Annotated in this window: 15 protein-coding genes and 1 pseudogene; 10 read left to right on the plus strand and 6 right to left on the minus strand. The window is 69.2% G+C overall.

The genetic code is table 11. From position 1 onward, the window contains the following. Window positions 1-87 precede the first annotated feature (87 nt). The 3 genes from AS857_RS16880 to AS857_RS39015 all read left to right on the plus strand — a co-directional run bounded on the left by AS857_RS16880 (window position 88) and on the right by AS857_RS39015 (window position 4,134). The gene (locus AS857_RS16880; RefSeq protein ID WP_058043896.1) at window positions 88-330 is read left to right on the plus strand and encodes a hypothetical protein; all 243 of its coding nucleotides are present in this window, start codon (window positions 88-90) and stop codon (window positions 328-330) included. Then, the gene (locus AS857_RS16885) at window positions 320-3,574 is read left to right on the plus strand and encodes an ATP-binding protein (protein WP_058043897.1); all 3,255 of its coding nucleotides are present in this window, start codon (window positions 320-322) and stop codon (window positions 3,572-3,574) included. Before AS857_RS16880 ends, AS857_RS16885 begins: the two co-directional genes overlap by 11 nt. Before the next feature lie 320 nt (window positions 3,575-3,894). Then, window positions 3,895-4,134 carry a hypothetical protein gene (locus AS857_RS39015; protein WP_058043898.1) on the plus strand — a complete coding sequence of 80 codons (240 nt, stop codon included), beginning with the start codon at window positions 3,895-3,897 and terminating at the stop codon, window positions 4,132-4,134. Window positions 4,135-4,761: 627 nt separating this feature from the next. Here AS857_RS39015 and AS857_RS39610 read toward each other — a convergent pair. Together AS857_RS39610 and AS857_RS16895 are read right to left on the minus strand one after the other, a co-directional pair. Continuing rightward, a complete protein-coding gene (locus AS857_RS39610) occupies window positions 4,762-4,941 on the minus strand; it encodes a hypothetical protein (protein ID WP_144440866.1) in 180 nt (59 codons plus the stop codon). A 139-nt stretch (window positions 4,942-5,080) separates the two neighbouring features. After that, window positions 5,081-5,914, minus strand: a complete 834-nt coding sequence (locus tag AS857_RS16895) for a hypothetical protein (RefSeq protein WP_144440867.1) — start codon at window positions 5,912-5,914, stop codon at window positions 5,081-5,083. 829 nt (window positions 5,915-6,743) lie between these two features. Between AS857_RS16895 and AS857_RS16900 the strand changes: the two genes are divergently transcribed. Together AS857_RS16900 and AS857_RS16905 are read left to right on the plus strand one after the other, a co-directional pair. Beyond that, window positions 6,744-7,457 carry a class I SAM-dependent methyltransferase gene (locus tag AS857_RS16900; RefSeq protein WP_058043900.1) on the plus strand — a complete coding sequence of 238 codons (714 nt, stop codon included), beginning with the start codon at window positions 6,744-6,746 and terminating at the stop codon, window positions 7,455-7,457. A 131-nt stretch (window positions 7,458-7,588) separates the two neighbouring features. After that, complete coding sequence (locus AS857_RS16905) at window positions 7,589-7,942, plus strand: VOC family protein (protein ID WP_058043901.1); 354 nt, start codon at window positions 7,589-7,591, stop codon at window positions 7,940-7,942. A 770-nt stretch (window positions 7,943-8,712) separates the two neighbouring features. On the opposite strand, the gene AS857_RS16910 is transcribed toward AS857_RS16905, so the two are convergent. Both AS857_RS16910 and AS857_RS39615 read right to left on the minus strand, forming a co-directional pair. Beyond that, a complete protein-coding gene (locus AS857_RS16910; RefSeq protein ID WP_144440868.1) occupies window positions 8,713-9,162 on the minus strand; it encodes a hypothetical protein in 450 nt (149 codons plus the stop codon). Between the two features lie 139 nt (window positions 9,163-9,301). Next, window positions 9,302-9,673, minus strand: a complete 372-nt coding sequence (locus tag AS857_RS39615) for a hypothetical protein (RefSeq protein ID WP_144440869.1) — start codon at window positions 9,671-9,673, stop codon at window positions 9,302-9,304. Between the two features lie 590 nt (window positions 9,674-10,263). Between AS857_RS39615 and AS857_RS16920 the strand changes: the two genes are divergently transcribed. The 4 genes from AS857_RS16920 to AS857_RS16935 are packed head-to-tail and all read left to right on the plus strand — an operon-like array spanning window position 10,264 to window position 13,901. Further along, the gene (locus AS857_RS16920; RefSeq protein WP_245699973.1) at window positions 10,264-12,546 is read left to right on the plus strand and encodes a sensor histidine kinase; all 2,283 of its coding nucleotides are present in this window, start codon (window positions 10,264-10,266) and stop codon (window positions 12,544-12,546) included. A gap of 2 nt (window positions 12,547-12,548) precedes the next feature. Further along, window positions 12,549-12,953 (plus strand): roadblock/LC7 domain-containing protein, encoded by a 405-nt coding sequence (locus AS857_RS16925; RefSeq protein ID WP_058043904.1) that lies wholly within the window; start codon window positions 12,549-12,551, stop codon window positions 12,951-12,953. Continuing rightward, window positions 12,953-13,321 carry a DUF742 domain-containing protein gene (locus tag AS857_RS16930; protein ID WP_058043905.1) on the plus strand — a complete coding sequence of 123 codons (369 nt, stop codon included), beginning with the start codon at window positions 12,953-12,955 and terminating at the stop codon, window positions 13,319-13,321. Before AS857_RS16925 ends, AS857_RS16930 begins: the two co-directional genes overlap by 1 nt. Next, window positions 13,308-13,901, plus strand: a complete 594-nt coding sequence (locus AS857_RS16935) for a GTP-binding protein (RefSeq protein WP_058043906.1) — start codon at window positions 13,308-13,310, stop codon at window positions 13,899-13,901. The genes AS857_RS16930 and AS857_RS16935 overlap by 14 nt, the downstream gene beginning before the upstream one ends. 847 nt (window positions 13,902-14,748) lie before the next feature. Here the strand turns inward: AS857_RS16935 and AS857_RS16940 are convergent. Beyond that, window positions 14,749-16,014, minus strand: a complete 1,266-nt coding sequence (locus tag AS857_RS16940; RefSeq protein ID WP_079110394.1) for a hypothetical protein — start codon at window positions 16,012-16,014, stop codon at window positions 14,749-14,751. A 215-nt stretch (window positions 16,015-16,229) separates the two neighbouring features. Between AS857_RS16940 and AS857_RS16945 the strand changes: the two genes are divergently transcribed. Beyond that, a complete protein-coding gene (locus tag AS857_RS16945) occupies window positions 16,230-17,495 on the plus strand; it encodes a NucA/NucB deoxyribonuclease domain-containing protein (RefSeq protein WP_245699976.1) in 1,266 nt (421 codons plus the stop codon). 38 nt (window positions 17,496-17,533) lie between these two features. On the opposite strand, the pseudogene AS857_RS16950 reads toward AS857_RS16945, so the two are convergent. Beyond that, a pseudogene (locus AS857_RS16950) lies at window positions 17,534-18,091 on the minus strand (IS5 family transposase); the annotation flags it as partial. Between the last annotated feature and the right edge of the window lie 672 nt (window positions 18,092-18,763).

Here is an 18,763-nt window from a genome sequence, read left to right on the forward strand (position 1 = left end):
CAGCAGTCGCCCGCCGCCCGCGCAGCCCCCGCCGCCGTCCAGGCCGTCCCCTTCCCCCTGGCTGCCCTCACCGGGATCGCCGGCCTGATGGAAGAGCTGGAGCGCCTGGCCGGGGAGGCGTGGGAGGAAGGAAATCAGCAGGCGGCCCAGTCGAGCCCGGGCTCCGCGAGTGTCTTGTCCGCGGTGAGTTTGGCGTGTCTGGTTTCGGTGTTTGGCTGCACCGAGCACTTCGACCGTGGGGACCGTGTTTTCGTCCGGGTGGTGCGGCGGCTTGGTCGTCCCGACCGTGACGCCTGTGGACTGCTGCTTAACTGCTTTGATGGCCATTGAACTGATGCTGCTGTGTCGGGTTTCCTATCGTGACCAGGAGGTCACCGCGCCCAGGCTGCGCGGCCTGCTCGCTCTTCTGGCGGGCGAGCTGCGCACGGGGTGCAGCACGGCATTCCTGGTGGACGGCCTCTGGACGGATGGGGAACCGCAGAATCCGGTTAAGGCGCTGCAGACTCTGGTCGCACGTGCCCGGAGTCTCCTCGGCGCCGACGTGATCGCCAGCACCTCGACCGGCTATCGCCTCGCGTTGGGTGAGGAGCAGGTCGACAGCTCCGCCGTTCTGCTCCGCGCCGCGGCGGGTGGGGAGCGGCTGCGAGCCGGGGACCTGGCGGCGGCGCTCACGGAGGCTGAGGCGGGTGTGGCGTTGTGGGGTGCCGACGGCGTGCGGTGCGAGGGGGACGTTCCCGGCGATCCGGTGTCCGCGCTGCGCGTGGAGCGGGTCCCGGTGTACTGGTCGCTCGTACGGGTCCGTGCCCTGGCCCTGGCGCGGCTCGGCCGCCGGGCCGAGTCGCTCGAACCGCTCACCCACCTGATGCGGGAACTGCCGCGGGACGAGGAGGTACTCCTGGAGCTGGTGCGCTGCCAGGCGGCCACCGCGGGCCCCGCCACCGCTCTGGCCACCTACGACGCTTACCGCCGCCGGCTGCGCGAGGAACTCGGCGCCGATCCCGGGCCCGCGCTGCAGGGCGTACATCAGGAGCTGCTGCAGGGGGCGGCGCCCGCAATACGCAGCGGAGTGTCGCACGATCCCAACCCCTTGCTCGGCCGGGACGCCGACACCGCCGCGGTGGCGGAGCTGATGAGGACCTCCCGGGTCACTTCGATCGTCGGGCCAGGGGGATTGGGCAAGACCCGCCTCGCGCACGTGGTGAGCCGGGAGGCGGAGCAGCGGGTGGTGCATCTGGTCGGTCTCGCCGGTATCACCAGCGACGCGGATGTGGCCGGCGAGGTCGCCTCGGCTCTCGGAGTCGGCGAATCGCTGCGCCCCCACACGCTCCCGTCCGCCGTCCCCACCGACGTGCTCACCGGCATCGCGGGCGCGCTCGGGCCCGGGCCGACGCTGCTGGTCCTCGACAACTGCGAGCACGTGATCCGCGGCGTCGCACAGCTGGTGCAGGCCCTGGTGTCGGTCGTCCGCGACCTGCGGGTCCTCACCACCAGCCGGGCTCCCCTCGGCATCTCCGCCGAATCGGTGTATCCGCTGCCGGAACTGGATCTGCCGACAACTGCCGAACTGTTCGAGCAGCGGGCCCGGGCCGCCCGTCCCGGTGCCGAGCTGCCCACCGGGACGGTGATCGAGCTGTGCCGCCGTCTGGACGGGCTGCCGCTCGCTGCGGAGCTGGCGGCGGCGCGGGTGAGGGTCATGACGGTCGGTGAGATCAGCCACCGGCTGACGGACCGGTTCGTCCTGCTGCGGAGCGGTGCTCGAGATGCCCCGCGGCGTCATCGCACACTGCACGCCGTCGTCGACTGGAGCTGGAACCTCCTGGACCCGGCAGGGCAGGCGGCGCTGCGCGCGCTGTCGGTCTTTCCCAACGGCTTCACGGCGGACGCCGCCCAGCGTCTGCTCGATGACGACGAGCTCTTCGGCGGCCTGTTCCGCGAGGGCCAGGTGCTGGAGGTGCTCACGGATCTGGTCGACCAGTCACTGGTCAAGGTGGCGGACACGGCCTCCGGCGCGCGCTTCGCGATGCTGGATACGATACGGGAGTTCTGCACGGCCCAGCGGGCTCGCTCCGGCGAGGACGACTGCGTGACCCGCCAGTACCTGGCATGGGCGCGCGACTTCGGGATGCGGCATCACGACGCGCTCTTCGGGACCGACCCCTTCAGGGCCTGGGAGCGGATCAGAGCCGAGCAGGACAACCTCGTCCAGGCGCTGCGGGTCGGCCTCGACCAGGAGGACGGTGCCACGGTCGCGGCCACCACCGCGGTGCTCGCGACCCTGTGGACCACGGAGGCCAACTACGCTCGCCTCGTCCCACTCGCCCAGGACGCCGGACCGCTCCTCTCCCACTTCCGGCCCCGGCCCGACTTCGTCGAGGTCACCCGGACCGCCGCGGCCATGTGCGCCACGAGCCTGTTCCTCGGATTCGGCCCCGGAGCGGCTCGCACCCTCGTCGCCCTGCGCCGACTGCCGCCGGCATCGCCAAACACCCTGGTCGGAGCTGTCTCGACCGTACTGTGCGCACTGCCCGAACTCCTGGGCCCCGATCACTCGGTGCTGAACGCCCTGTGCGACCGGGACGAGCCACTGCTCGCCGGCACGGCCAACTGCGCGGCCAGCCTCGTATGGGAGAACGCCTACGACCCGGACCGCGCCCTGTCGGCGGCCCGCCGGATGCTCGACGCCTTCAAGGAGCTGCGTATCCCGTGGATCCAGGTCATGGCTCCCGCCCGGATGGCCAGACTGTGCCTCCAGGCCGAGCAGGGACACGAAGCGCTGCACCATCTGCAGTCGGCACTACAGGTCCTGGAGGAGCTCGGCGTCCAGGGTGGTGACCCGATCGGCATCCGCTGGGGCATGGCGCTCGCCCACCTGCACACCGGCGACCTCGACGAGGCCGAGCACTGGGTGACACAGGCGACGCTGACCCAGCCGCAGGACACGCCGGACCTCCTCTCGCCCGGCCTTGGAATACGCGCCGAGATCGCACTCGCACGCGGCGACACCGAAACCGGGCTTCACCTGTGGCGCCGGGCCGCCGAAGGAGTACGGAACAGCGCCGCCGGCCCTGTCTTCGAGCTCGAACTGGACCTCGAACTGAACCTCGAGCCCTGGGTCCTGGAGGTCCAGGCCGTCGCCGTGACCGCCCACGCACGATACGGTCGCCTCGACCTCGTCGAGGACCTCACCACCACCCTCCAGGGCCGGCTTCCTGCCCTCCTGGCACCCCGCGCCGCCGCACCGTCCCGGTCAGACAGGGCCCTCGCGAACCTTCCGCTCTGCGGTGCGCTGCTGCTCGCACTGGGCATGGTCGACCTCGACCACGGCCCGCGCACCGGCAACGCGCGCCGCACCAGATCGGGAACGCGGCTGGTCGCCCTGGCCGAACGCTTCCGCCACCTGCGCTTCTTCCAGCCGACCATGTCCTCCGAGCGCTCCCGGCAGGCAGCCGAACAAGCCGACAGGACCGCGTACGCCGAGGCGGTATCGGCGTACGCGGCCCTGGCCCCGGACGCACTGCGGGCCGCCGCACTGACGGCGTTGCGGGAACGGGACCGTGGCCTGAAGCCGCGCTGAAGCCGCTCTGAAGCTCACTGACGGCACGCTCTGCGCAGACGTCGCGAGATGTCTCGATCTCACATGGACAGGTTCCAGGAATATCGAGGGAACGGAGGCGCACTACATGCCACCCGTCCCTTGGACAACGTCGCAGGAGGGCGAATCAGATGAACGCCAGGAAATGGGCCTTAGCGGTTTCCTCGCTCACCGCCGCTGTCGCGGTCGGTGTCCCCCCGGCCATGGCGCAGGCCGCAACCCGGCACGTGGGTGACCGGTGCACCAGCGACAACTACACAACGTGTGCCGGGTCGGCGTCCTTCATCAAGGAGGGGGACCACATGCTGATCTGGGACAACAAGGCTGACGGACACTCGGTCGTTGTCATCGGAGACCGGTCCGACGGGCTGCCGCTGAAGTTGTGGAACCACTCCGGCTCCGACGGCGACGGGAAGGTCGACCACAACCTGAACCTTCCCGAGAACGGGTGGATCCGCTACAAGGTCTGCCTGGGGGAGTACGGTTCCAAGGACGTCATCGAAAGCACCTGCTCCGCCAGCAAGACGGAGAACGCCTCGTGACGAGGTGAGGGTGGCCCATAGGGAGAAGTGAGAACCGGCTGGTGGCGGTCTCGGCCGTCACCAGCCGGCACAGGTGACACGCATGGTGCGGCGGAACCGTTCTGGCACCGGGCGGGTGACCGTGGCGGTTCTGCTCCGAGCGCTGCCGCTCGCGCGAACGCCGGCTCCTGCAGCGGGTCCAGCGCGGTACGGACCGGCTGGAGCCGGTGGCCGAGGAGCACCACCGGCTGCGGTCAGCGCTCTACGCGGTCGCCCGCCAGGCCCGGCGCCTTGCCGCGGTGCCCGATGCCTCCAAGGAGCTGCGCATCCCGTGGATCCAGGCCATGGCTCCGACCCGGATGGCTGAACTGTGCCTCCAGAGTGAGCAGGGAAGCGAAGCGCTGCATCATCTGCAGTCGGTACGGCTTTGGAATTGGAATACGCGCCGAGATCGCACTCGCGCGCGGCCACCGTGAGCGCCTGCCCGGGCACGTCCCCGGATGGGCGCGGCCGGTGTACGGGTCAGGTGGCCAGTCGATCCGAGTCCCCGTCTGGGTGCCTGACGCTTGCCCCGGACGGGGGTGCTGCGTGGCGCCAGACGGGGCTGAGTGGCGGTCCGGTCCGCTACAGGGTCTTCTCGGTGACGGCCTAGCCGGCGCTGTCGTCACCACCGTCGCTGCTGCCACCGGAACGACCGTTTCGGCTTCCGGACTTCAGGAGGCTGAGGAGCACGTCGGCAGTCACTGACACCACGCGCATCCAGCGTGGTATGTCGGCGTCGCCGGCGGCGGTGGACTCGTCGGGGGATTCGCCCAGTGAACCATTCATTCGTTCGAGCGTAGCGGCACGGTGGGCCGGGGGCGCCCCCGTCCGCGCATACGGCCGTTTTTTCGCGCAGAACGTCGCCGTGAAGAGGCCAGCCCGTTCGCCCGCCTGGCCAAGCAGGCGCGCCAGGGGCCGGGAGTGTTCAGCGGCCTAGCGCGGCGCGCAGTGTGATCCCGTGGCGGGTGCGCAGGCGGCGCACCTCCCAGACCGAGAGTGCGGTCACTGACAGCGGGCCGCCGAGCATGAACGTGTACAGCACTTCCGGAGGCGCGGCGACGTCGGGACCGTTGAACATCTGGAACGCGAAGAGCGACCAGACCAGCAGTGGTGAGATGAGCGCCGGGAGCAGTTGGTGCACGTCCTTGGCCAGGAAGCACGTGAAGACGCAGGCGTAGGTGGCCAGGAGGGTGTAGACGCTCGAGCCGAGCAGCACGGCGAGGGCTGCGAGCCAGCCGATGGCCAGGGCCAGGAAGGCCAGTACGGTGCAGATGATGCCGGGGCCGGTGACAGCGGCGAAGGTGTCTTTGAGGTCCTCGCCGTCGATGAGGTCGCCCTTGAGGGCCTCGACGGACAGCCAGATGCAGAGGGGGCCTGCGGCCAGCAGGAGGGCGGCTGAGATCGGCCCGCGCAGGCGCCCGGCGAAGTCTCGGCGCCTGTCCGGAGTGCTGGCGATGAGGAAGGCGGTGATGCCGACGATGCTTCCCACGGCCAGGATGCCGCAGGAGAAGGCCAGTTCGAGGAGCTTGCCGAGGACGAACTTCTGCCCGCCGCCGCTCAACGGGTAGGCCGCGACCAGCCAGACGGCGGCGGCCAGGCCGAGTACGGTACGCGCGAGCTGCATCCCGGCGATGAGCTTGTCCTCCACGCGATCGGCCGTGGGGGTATGCGCGAGGCCCCCCGTCCACGAGTGGAAGAACGCCCTCAGCGCACCGCCGGGGGCCGCACGGTTGCTGGATGTCGTTCTGGACCCGCTCACTTGTGCTCTCCCGGTGGCGCGTGCGTTCCTTGCGTTCCGTGGGTCACGCGCACGCCACCACGAACGTCGAACATCCTATCGGGTCGTGCTCGGGTCCCTGTGCTGTCATCGGAGAGTGCGGAAGGCCCGGACTCCGGTGCAGACCCGGCGGACGCGCCGGGGTCTGCGGATGCCCGAGACGCGGACACCGGGCAGACAGTCGACGCTACGGAGACGGCGCGGACGGCGGCCCATACGCATTCGGCGCCGCGGAGTCCAAGCCCAACTGTGATGAGTTCGCGTTCAACCCACCTACAACAGCGGCGGCATGCCCAAGGCCGAGGACGGTCTGAACGAGGTCTCCTCCGGCAGCCAGTGCGTGCAGTCCTTCACCAAGAAGGCCGACGACTGAGCCGTGCACCTGTGCAACATCGACGGGCATGTACCCACCTGGCGCGAGGTGTGCGGCCGCTCGGCGATCCGCCGGCTGAACCAGCCGGTGAACCGGCAACCGCAGCCAGGACACGCGTGTGGGCGGCACACCATCCGGTGTGCCGCCCACACCCCCTATTGAGCAGGGCCCGTCAAGGCCGAGCCGCCGGAGTCGGCGAGGATCTGCGCGCCGGCACCCCGCTCCCGGAACCCGGCGATGCCGCTCAGAAAGGCTGAGCGGGCTGGGGGTACGCCGCCCGGCCTGCCCTCGGCAACGCTGATGCACGATGTCCGGAGGTACGAACGTACGGCTACGCGGCCATACGGACATACGGACATACGGCTGGGCAGGTGAGGCGGAGCCCTACCTCGAATGCCCGGCCCAGCAGGGCCTCCTGCCCACGGAAAGAGCAAAAGAATGACGACGGAGCAATACGACGACCTCGGCGCGGAGTACGCGGAGCACACGGCATCAAGCGTGATCAACGCCTACTACGATCGGCCCGCGATCCTCGCGCTGTCAGGCGACGTGGCGGGTAAGCGCGTCCTGGACGTCGGGTGCGCGGCCGGGCACCTCTCGGCTCGGCTCGCCGGGCTCGGGGCCACGGTCACCGGGATCGACAGCAGTGGAGTCATGGTCCGGATGGCCGAAGAACTCTGCAATGACCGCGACGGCCGGCCAACCTTCCGCCGAGCGGACCTGACCGAACCGCTCGACTTCCTCTCCGACGACTCGTTCGACTTGGTGACGGCGTCGCTGGTGCTGCACTACCTCAAGGACTGGGGCCCTGCACTCGCGGAGCTGCGCCGGGTCCTGCGGCCGGGAGGCGCAATGGTGCTGTCCGTGCACCACCCGGGGGAGGACTGGCACTGGCTCGACCGCACGGACTACTTCCGGACCGAGCTGATCACGGACGAGTGGACGGTCGGCGGCAAGCCGCGCACGGTGCGCTTCTACCGGCGCCCACTCAGCTGGACCTTCGCGGCCCTGCGGAAGGCCGGCTTCGAGGTCGACCAGTTGGTGGAGCCCATGCCGCTGCCGGAGTGTGAATCCGTGGACCCGCAGTGGTTCAAACGACTGTCCACGACACCGCGGTTCCTGTACTTCCGTCTGATCAACCCGTCGGCCTGATCGGGCCATGGCAGGGCAGCACGGTCGCTGCGTCCGGAACGCTGCCCGGTGGCGCCGTCCCGTCCCGCTCCTTACGGTGAGGGCGGAAGCGCGAGCAGAAGGCTTCTCAAGCCGGAAGGGAGGGTCGAGACATGATCAGTGGCGCGCACGTCGTCATGTTCAGCCAGGATGCCGAGGCCGACCGGGCCTTCCTCCGGGACGTGCTCGGCTTCCTGTGCGTCGACGCCGGCGGCGGGTGGCTGATCTTCGAGCTGCCGCCCGCCGAGGCCGCGGTGCACCCGTCCGACGCACCCGGCGGCCACGAGCTGTTCCTGATGTGTGACGACATCCGGCGGACTGTGGAGGAGCTGACCGCGCAGGGCGTGGAGTTCACCCGGCCGGTCAGCGACGAAGGATGGGGGCTGCTCACTGCCCTCCGCCTGCCGGGTGGAGGCGAGCTGCGCCTGTACGAGCCGAGGCACCCGCTCGCGCGCGGCCTCCGCTGAGGACCAGCAGCTGCGTACGGACATGGTCTTCTTCCGGATCGTACGACAGGTCCCGCTGCAGGCCGGGACTGTTTGGGAACGGCTCACACACTGGGAGGGACACGCCGCCCACGTGCCGTTCACCACGATCGAGGTGATCACTCCACCACCCACTCGCGCAGGAACGCGGTTCGTCGCCCGTACCCGTCTCGGTCCCGTCGCCTTCGGTGACCCCATGGAGGTCGTGAGATGGGAGCCGCCCTCGTCCCGCGCCGATCCCGGCCACTGCCGGGTGGAGAAGCGAGGGCGTGTTGTCCGGGGCTGGGCCGAGATCACACTGCGGCCTGTCACCGGCGAGGCGGACGCACGATGGTGCCGCATCGTGTGGTCCGCCGAAGTGCGCTTGCGCGGAGTGCCCCGATCCCTCGACGGCGTGGCAGGAAGGGCTGCACGCCTGATGTACGGGCGGATCATCGACGGCCTGCTGCTGGAATCAGCACGGGGAAGTGGCTGCGGCGACCGTGGCAACCGTCACCACATGCGGTGAGTAGGGTGTTTCGGATCCTCGGTTTCAGCAGGCCGTGAGGACTGCGCCGACACCGTGTCGGGGGGTGGTGGGCCGCGGAGCGGACCTGTCGGGCTCGTGGCGGAGGGCGCAGCCGTGCAGGTGCCTTTAACCTGGGCACGTTGGGACCTGTTCGATCACGAAATGCCGGCGGCTGAGGGCAGAGTGCGGCCGAAGGGTGATCGAGTAGCGGGGCGGACGCCCGGCCGGGCCGACACACGGTGCGTCATCCTGCTTCGGCCGGAGATGGGACGCAGGCTTCGATGTCACCACTGGACGCCAGTGCTCGGCGAAGCGGGAGTGCTGTCAGCAGGACGAAGATGCCGAAGAGCGTGATCGGCAACAGCCCTATCGGGCGGAGAAAGGCGGTGGGATGCGTCATGACCGTGCTCCATGCGACGTTACAGTTGCCCACCACGTCCGCGAACATGACCACGGCAGCAAGCAACGGCCCACCAGGGCGGGCACGAATGATCATTAGTGCGGCCAGCGGGTCCAGCAGCAACAGCCCGTGGAAGAGCAGTTGCACGGGCAACGGCGCGTAGCCGTAGGCGTCAAGCCCACCCGTCGCCAGAAAATACCCGTGCGCTCCCGTCCCTTCCAGGAACCCGACCACGTACACCGACGCCGTGCACCGGACCCAAACCGGACGATCTCCCCATTGCATGGCGGTCACCCTAACTCGCCCTCGGACACCAGCCTCGAACCAGGCGCCGAACTTGATTCTCGGGTGGGGTTTTGCCGGATGATTGAGCAGCCTCCACCTGACTTGCGGACACCGCGCCGACCGCCGCTACCCACTCACCGGAGGACCTTCAGCAGCACCAACCACCGAAAGCCAGCAAGGGCAAGGGCTTTCTCCACCGCCGGCTTCGGCGCTGATGTGCTGCTGATCCCAGGTGGAACAGACCGACAGGCCGCGGCGAAGTCGAGGGAGCCCGGTGCCCCGAAGACCTGGACGGGGCGAGGAGCCGTACGGAGTGCGGGTCCAGGGTGGAGAGCGCCGCCACGAGGGCGTCGATCGTCTCCACGGCGTCCTCGATGGCGACGGCGCTCCAGCCGCCCTGGCCGGTGCGCTCCGCGGTGTGCATCGGTGCGGGGGATTCGGGCGTGCGCCCGGTGTGGGGTGGTGAGCCGTACTTCGCGATCAGCGCCTTGCGCGAGGGCAGCGCGGACCACGTGCGCACCCTGCGCCCGACGCGGCGCGGACACCGCCCGCGCCGGTCCACCCGGCTGCTCACCCGGCTGCCCCGGGCCCGGGACAAGGCCGAGTCACTGTCGGGCCCGACACCTATCGCCGGTATCGCACCTAACGGCGAGTCAGTGAGGCCATCTTCGTCCCGCATCACGTTGCGCCGGTGGCGGGGCCGGCCAGGGTAGTTCGCCGACCGACCCGAGAAGCCGGGTTACGGCCCCTCCCGAGCGGTTGCCCGAATCGACGCCCCGGCGTGTGAAGATGCACAACGGCAGCGAAGGCGCGGCACCGCAATGCCACGGCACGGCACGGCACGAGCGGCTGCGGGGACGGGACGGGTAACGGCTGCCGCCCGCCTGTCCCGACTTCTCCGGGCACAGTCGACAATCGCCGCAACCGGCGATGAACTGCTCTTGAGTGCCTTTACCATTCCTGCACGTCAACCTCAACCACTGCTTTTGGAATTGGCTGGTTATGATCGGCATCCACTCCGAAATGGTCGGCTGTGTTTGACGAGGACTGATGACTCCCACAGGATCCGAAGGCCCGGGCGAGCCGGTACGAAGAAGCCGACGACGAGCCGTGCGCCTGCGTACCCTGCTCATCTGGCTCGCAGTGGTGCCCACCCTGGCGATGGGCGTCCAGGTCATCATCAGCTCCGAGCGGTCGCTGCAGGAGGCCCGGCACCTGCGCGAGGACGTGGCGGCCGGGCGGCAGACCGTCGTACCGTTGTACCAGCTCATGACCAAACTGCAGTCGGAGCGTGCGGTCACCGCCGCCTGGTGGTCGGGCATGCCCGTACCCGGGGCCGACCTGCGTAACCGCCGGGCCGACACCGACCGGGCCGTCACCGCGTTCCTGAAGTCGTCGGACCCCGATCAGGTCCATTCCGACCGGGCGAAGGACCGCCTCCGTGAAGTCGCGCGGGGGCTGGCCGACCTGGGCGCCCAGCGCGAACGGGCCGACGCACGCCACGGGAGCCCGGACGACACCGTCAACTACTACACCGAGCTGATAGGCGGGACGGTCCGTTGCTACGGAGACTTCAGCCACGTCGACGACGGCGCGCTCACGCAGGAGACGACGTCGCTCGTGGCCCTGCTCTCGGCGGCGGAGGCGGTGGCTCGCGAGGATGCCATCCTCGCGCTGTCGGGCCCCTCCGGGAAGCTGACGTCCGCCAGGTTCGGTGAATTCGTCCAAGCCGCCGGAGCGGCCGACTACTTGTACGACTCGGTCGCCCGCGACCTGCCCCTCGACGACCAGGACGCTCTCCAGCGGATCCTCACCTCCACCGCCTGGCAGACCAAATCCCGCATCGAAAAAGCCGTCGTCGACGAGCACAGGGACGTCTCTTCCGGCGTCGTGCTGCCGCCGGATGTCAGCGACTGGCGGGCGGCCTACGGCACCTTCTCCGCCCAGTTGAACACCCTCGAGGAGGGCGAGCTGCAGGAGCTGCTCGCCCACGCCGACGACCGGGCGGCCGAGCTGGAGCACCAGGTCGTCGTCCTGGTGGCGGCGAGCAGTGCCGCCCTCCTGCTGGTCGTCGCCGTCGTGGTCTTCACGACGCGTTCGGTCCTGCGCCGTTTGCGGGACCTCCACGACCGCACGGTGGCGGTCGCCGAGGAGACCCTGCCGGAGGTCGTGGCCCGTCTCCGGCGCGGAGAAGCCGTCGGCGCAGACGCGCTGCCGCAGCCGGGGGGCGAACAGGACGAGGTCGGACGGATCAGCGACGCCTTCGCCCGCGTCGTCGCCGTGTCCGTCGAGGGGCACCGGGAGCTCGCCGACGAGCGGCAGGGCTTCAGCGTGTTCGCCTCCGGTATCGCCGCACGGACCGGGAACCTGGTCAGCCGGCAGCTCGCCCTCACCGAGCACATCCAGGACACCTTCGGCCAGGACGAGGCACTCCTCGCCGACCTCATGAGCTCCGATCAGCTCACGGTCGGCATGCGCAGGCAGATCGAGAACCTGCTCATCCTGGCGGATGGAGAGATCCCCGACCCGCACATGGAGCCCATGCGCATCGCCGATCTGCTGCGCGAGGCGGCCGCCGAAGTCGAGGACTTCCGGCGCATCGACCGGCACGCCATGGACGAGACCAGCGTGGAGGCCGGCGTGATCAGCCAGCTCAGCCACCTCCTGGCGGAGCTGCTGGACAACGCCACCCGTTTCTCCCCGCCGACGACGAGGGTCGCCATCCGGTCCGAACTGGTCGGCGACGGTCTCTGCATCGAGGTCGAGGACCGCGGCCCGCGGGTCACCGCCGAGAGGTACGAGGAGATGAACGCCCGACTGCACTCGGCCCCGCCGTACTCCGTGCTCGCCCGGAACGCCTACCGGCTCGGCCTCTTCGTGGTCGGCCACCTCGCCGACCAGCTCGGGGCGACGGTCACGCTGCGCCGGTCGGCGTTCGGCGGAACCTCCGCCATAGTGATCGTCCCGGGTGAGCACCTCGTGACGACCCCGGAGCGCCCTGCGGTGCCCGTACCGGTGGAGGAACCCCGGTCCGAACCGCAGTCCGCCGAGGAGCGGCGGCCGAAGCTCGTCCCGCAGCGGCCGTCCGGCGAGCCCGCTCCCGGCGCGCCGGGCCTGCCCCGCCGCCTGCGGAAGGAGCAGGCACGGGACGCCGGGAACACGGCGCCGGAGGTACCGCCACGGCCCGGTTCCGGGGACACCTCCGGCCGGCCGGCCCTCCCCGAGCGCATCCCGCAGGCCCACTTGGCCCAGCAGCTCCGCGAGCCGCGCGCGGCCGGAACGGTGGACGTGGGCCAGGACGCCGCCACCCCCGAAGAGGTGGCCGACGCCTGGGCCGACTACGAAGACAGCACCAGGCAAGTGGAACTCGAGCTCCGACAGGACCAGCCATGACCATGACGACGACACAGAACGATGCGATCTACAGCATCCTGGACAACAATCTGAGCAGGATCGCGGGGATCCAGGGAGCCGTACTCCTCTCCAACGACGGGATCAAGCTCAGCGCCTACATGCTGGAGCGGGACCAAGCCGAACGGGTCGCCGCCGCGTCCTCCGGTATCGCGTCCACCATGAAGGCCATCTCGCGGGAGATCGACGGCGGCGGAGTGATCCGCCAACTCGTCGAGATGGAAGACCGGTACCTGTGCATCGTCGGGTGCGGATCGGGCAGCACCCTGATCGTGGTGGCCTCCCGCAAGGCACGGCTCGGGGAACTGGGCGGCGAGACGGTCCGCGCCGCGCAGGCGCTCGGCGAGTGGCTGGACACCCCGGAGCGTTCACAGGCGCCCACCTCGTAATGGCGGCCGACCCCCAGCCCGGACGGCGCCGCCGGACGCGGCTGTACGCCCTCACCGACGGGCGTACGGCCGCGTCCCGCCACGGCCTGACGATGGACACCGTGATCACAGCGGCCCCCGGTGCCGGCCACGGTCACGGCAGCCTGCCCACGGAATGGCAGGAGATCCTCGCCATGTGCCCGTCGCCGAACGGACGGGCGGTCGCCGAGATCGCCGCCCGGATGCGGATGCGCCTGACTCCCATGGTGGTCCTGCTCGGCGAGCTGCTGGAACGCGGCCTGATCCGTCACCGGCCGCCGCTGGACGCCTCCGAGACCTCCAATGTCCACCTGCTCATGAAAATCAGGGACAACCTTGCCCGACTATGACAGCGCCGCCGCGCCGGAAGCGTCCCCCGTCAAGATCCTCGTCGCCGGGGGCTTCGGAGTCGGCAAGACGACTCTGGTCGAGGCCGTCTCCGAGATCGATCCGCTGCGGACCGAGGAGCGGCTGACGTCCGCCGGCGTCGGCGTCGACGACCTCGACGGCATCGAGAGCAAGACGGCGACCACGGTCGCGATGGACTTCGGTCGCATCACCCTCACCGACGCCGGAGTGGCCCTGTACCTCTTCGGCACACCGGGCCAGGAACGCTTCTGGTTCATGTGGGACGACCTGCTGTACGGGGCGCTCGGGGCCGTCGTCCTGGTCGACACCCGGAGGCTGGACCGCAGCTTCCCCGCCATCGACTTCTTCGAGAACCGCGGACTGCCGTTCATCGTGGGCGCGAACTGCTTCAACGGCGAGAAGCCGTACACCCCCGAGGAGATCAAGGCAGCCCTGCACCTGAGGGACCCGGACACCCCCGTCCTCCTGCTCGACGCCCGCTCCCGGGAGGACGTCCGCAGCTGCTTGCTCTCGCTGCTGGACCGGCTCATCGCACAGGCACGCCTCACCGCGCCCGCCTGACGGCGGACGGCCGGAGGCGTCACGGTGGCGACAGCGGCTCCAGCACGACCCACCGGAAGGCCGGCGCTCTGGGAACAGAGGGACTCCAAACCGCCGGTGCGCGGGCCCAAGTTCTCCAGGATCCCCAGCCGATTCGCGGCGCGGGATGCCGGCCCGCGGCGCTACCGTCAGGTGGATTCGCAGGCGGCGGCCGACCCACCGCAGAATGCGCGACGCCCTTGATGACCTGGGGCGTCTGGCCAATCGCATGTCGGTGCCGGAGGTGATCGGCAGGTTTCTGCCTCGCCGAGAACAGCGGCGGCCGCAGGCGCGGAGGTGACGCCCCACCAGCGACAGGAAATCGACAAGTGGGTAGAGCGCGCGCGGGGCATGAAGATCCAGCCCGGCGCCGCCCACGCCCGTAGAATCCGTGGTGGCTGGCCGGGAGGACTTTACGAAGCCGGCGCGGCCCGGGACCTCGCCGGGTAAGCACCTTTCCTCCCAGCATGACCGGCGGCGCGCTGTGCCGCCTCAAGCAGGGTCCAAGGGTAAATCCGAGAAACGCGCGGCATCTGCGCGGCTCGAAGCCCAGCCGACTAGGCCCTGTCTGATGGGTCGGTGACGAACCGAGACGAGAACTCGTGGGCCACCGTCAACAGAACCTCGTATACGCATGCGTTGACCGCATTTCTGTAGTCGGGTTGAAGCGCGAACCATCCTGGAAGGGGTTCGCCGCATGCAACAGGGGACGTTCGGCTACGGGCACCGGTCCCCAAGGCTGGGTTCGGGGTAGAGACGCGGAAGGCCCCGCACGGAACCGGGAGGCCGGGGGTTCACGTGCGGGGCCGCGCTTACGGGGTGGGGGCCGTCAGACTCTGGTCAGGGTGTACGTACCCGTACCGTCCTGCCTGCCGCTGGAGTACTGGCGGATCAACTCCCCGTCCGCGTACCGGTCGTGGCCCATCATGGAGCCGGTGTACTTGTTCTGCAGACCGATCTTCGAGCTGCCGGGTACGTCGCGGTAGATGTAGAACCGCTGGAGGTCGTCCTCCCCGCAGGTGGCCGTCGTCAGGTAGGCCTGCTCCCGGTTGGCGATGTCCGCCGGGATGGTCGCGCATCCGCCGTTGCCCCAGTTCCACAGGGACGCCTCGATGACGCCGTTGCGCTCGGTCACGTTGCACAGGCGCCAGTTGTCCAGGTGGGCACTGGTCCAATTGGATTGGCGCAGGCGGATGCCGTCGTTGGCCAGGAGCGGTGCGCTCCAGTTCAGGGGCTTGCCGGGGACGTCGATCTTGTTGACGGCGGATTGGCAGTTCAGGGCGGCCCGCGTGGCGGGGGCCGGGCTCCCGGTGGCCCTCACGCTCTTCTCAGCCTTGGCGGCTTCCTCGGCTTCGTGCCCGGCCTTGGCGGCCTCAGCCTTCGCCGAGGGGACCGGCCCGGCCGGGTGCTTCGCGGTGGCGGTGGCGGAGCCGCAGTCGAGGAGGTCCTGCGCCTTGCGCATGATGCTGTTGGCGGGGACCTTGTCCTCGCAGCGCACCGCGCCTTCTTCGAGGGTGGTGAAGGTGGTGTAGCTGCCGGTGTCGGGGCCCTCGGTCCACTTCAACGCCCAGCTGCCGTCGCCCTGTTGGGTGCGGTTGCAGTTGAGGCTGCCGTAGGTGCCGGTGACCTTCTTGGTGCCCTTGTAGAGGCCGTAATAGCCGGGATTGCGGAAGTTCCACGTGACGGACGTCGACGTGCTGCTGGTGGAGGTGTAGTTCACCTGCACATTCAGGCCCAGGCTCGCGCCGACGGAGCCGAGGGCCTCGACGGCGAAGCTGCCTTGAACGGTGCCGTTGAGACCGACGGAGACGGAGATGGTCTCCGTGGTGTTCGTGTTGACGCTCTGGTTGCCGGTCGAGCCTTCGGTGACGTACCAGCCCTTGAAGTGCGTGATGGTGGGGGCGACTTCGGCACTCTTGATGATCGGGTGGCGGGTGCCGAGATCGGCTGCGGTACAGGCCTGGCCGGGCTGGACTGTCTGCCCGGAGGCGGCCGGGGTGGCGGCGGCCGGGGTGGCGGCCAGGCCCACGGCGGCCGTCGCGGTGGCTACGAGCGCTCCGAGCCCTCTGCCCAGGCGGGGTCTTGTGCGGCGCATCGTTGTTTCCCCCTGCGTGTGGTCTGTGAGGTGAGTGTGAGTGAAAATAGCGCCGCCGGGAGCGGCAGGATAATACCACAACTGGCCAAATGAAATCAAGAACTGTCCCGTTCTCGGTTGGCATGAACGAGAGTTGCCCGGTTCCATACCTTCGGAGTGCCCGCCAAGGGGCCACCGACGGAAGGGACCACCTTGTGAAACACCTCAGACGCGGCTTGGCAGCGATAGCCTCGCTCGCCCTCACCGCAGCCCTGCTCGCCGTGGGCGCCTCCCCGGCCGCAGCCGCCCCGACCGCTCCCCAGGGGTACGGAAATTGCACGGCCGTCCCCGCCGGATCGGATCTGCAAAAGCGTGGTGCGGCCTGGTCCTGCTCCGGGTCGGACTCTACCGACCGCCGTGTCCCCGCCCCCGTCCTGGCCGCCCCGGACCTTGCCCGCGCCCCCGCCGACGGGGCGAATGCGGTCAAACTATGCCTCAAGGACTCCAGTGAACGCGTCGTCTCCGACCGGCACGCGTACTGCACGCGGATGTTCATCAGAGAAGTTCTCCTCAACAAGGAGAACGTGGCGATCGGCGAGGGCCACATCAGCGTTCTCGCCGTGGGCCTGCTCGACTCCTACGCGGGGAAGTGGACCGAGTCCATCATCGTTGTCCCCGGCGATATGACAGGCGAGGTGACCGGCGTGGAGGTGTCCCTGGATTCCACGTGCAGCGGCATGTGCAGCACGCAGGGACCGGCCTGGGGCGGCGGATACGCGACTGTGGAAAAGGGCGGCGACAACCAGACGGGCACCATCACCTACCTGTCCAGCGTCGCCGCCAAGACGGACATCTCCTACATCAACCTCACCTACACCGTGAGGGCCGCCGCCGTCGGCGGGGTCGGCGTCCCCGGGTACGACACCGCGATCTACGACGGCCCCCAGGTGCGCTGTGACGCGACGATCGGCGACACCAGACCCGTCCCCGGCTGTATCGTCTTCGCCGGGCACACGCCCAACGTGACGTTCTCCAGGGCGAAATACCGGGGGGCGGCCGTCGCCTACGAGTGGGCGCAGAAGAATCTCACGGGCCAGTACGGCACCCCCGGCCACCTGCTGTCGCGGTATATCGACCCGCTTGACCCGGAAGCCGAGGACAGGCGTGCCCTGACCTGTGACCGTGGGCCGTACAAATTCCCCCGGGGCGCCACCGGTATCCTCAACGACTCCTGTGACGAGTACCCCTTCGCCCGGTCCCGGCAGGGCGGGAATCCCGGCGACCAGTGTGTGGACATCACCCCGCGCCCCGTCGGCGGCGTATGGGACGTCTCGGGCGTCACCGTCGACCGGGGCACCGGCGTAAGCCCGTACAACGCGCCCTGCATCCGGGCTCATGTCGACAACAAGGACAACACCGCTGCGGGCGGCGAGCTGGGGCGGGCGGTGCAGTCCGACCGCATCCTCGACAGTGAGTGGTACGAGGTGATCATCGTCCCGTAGGAGGCAGACCAGGGGCCGGTTAGGTTCCGTCTGACGGGTCATGCACGAAGCCACAGGCGTATGGCCGCAACGGTCACAGTGCCGTAGAAGACATAGGCCCGCTTGTCGAACCTCGTGACAACCGCCCGGTTGATCTTCAACTTTCCGATTAGCCGCTCCACTTCGTTCCTGCGAACGTAGCGGGCCTTCTCGAAACTGGTGGGCCGGCTGCCTCGGCTCCCACGGCGCAAGCGATTGGCCTGCTGATTCCTCGGCTCAGGGATGGTGTGCTTGACCTGACGGCGCCGCAGGTAGCGGCGGTTGCGCCGAGAGCTGTAGGCACGATCGCCGCTGAGGTGGTCCGGGCGGGTGCGCGGGTGCCCGCCCTTCGGCCGCGGGACGCGGATCCGCTCCAGGACCGGAATCATCTGAGGCGCGTCGCCCCATTGTCCGGGTGTGATCAGTAGGGCCAGGGGCCGCAGGGCCGCCCTCACCAACTAAGTGGATCTTTGTGGTGAGGCCACCGCGGGAGCGGCCAAGACCTTCCGCCGTCATGCCCTTTCTCCAAGCCATCGCCTCCAAGGTCGCCGAGGACGCCTATGGGCAGGCCCGGCAGCTGGTCCGCCGGCTGCTGCGCAGGAACGACGGGAACGAGGAAGAAGAGAAGGAGAAGTCGTCGCCCCCCTCGTCGTCCGACGTGGAAACCGGACCAGGCCTGGCAATTCTCCAGGATCCGGATGCAGGCCTCACACTCTTCCTGTGGTCGAACGCGTCGGACGAAGCACTCCGTGCTCTTTCATCCCTGGATCTGAACGAGCTGACGCTCCGTAGGCCAGATCAAGGGCAGGTCCACCTGGTGTGGCACGCGGAATCGGGTACATGGCACGTCCGCGGCTCTTGACTCGGGCACGACTCCAGCAGTGTGCTCGGCAGTCGTCTTCGCTGCGGCCCTAGCGCCGCTTTTCGCAGGCCGAGCGCGTGGCGGGGCCCGCCGTTTAGCGCGGTGCCCTGGCAGTTCACCGGCTAAGGCGTCCGCGAGGTGCTTGTCCACCGTGGCCGTGCCGTTGGCCCAAGGATCCTCTACTGCTGACTATCGTGAAGGTCCCCGGCAGCGCTCACCTGCACACGAAAGGTCCAGGCGGTTGGGAAGGATCAAGGCCACTGCGATTGTGGTGGGTGGAGTGCTGGGCGCGGGAGCTGCGGTGGCCGGCATTTTCACGTGGGCTGGCATCGAGGCGCCTTGGACGAGCAAGCCGGGGCCGACAGGGACAGCAACAGAGCCATCGGCA

This window comes from Streptomyces roseifaciens (genome assembly GCF_001445655.1).
GTDB classification, from domain to species: domain Bacteria; phylum Actinomycetota; class Actinomycetes; order Streptomycetales; family Streptomycetaceae; genus Streptomyces; species Streptomyces aureoversilis.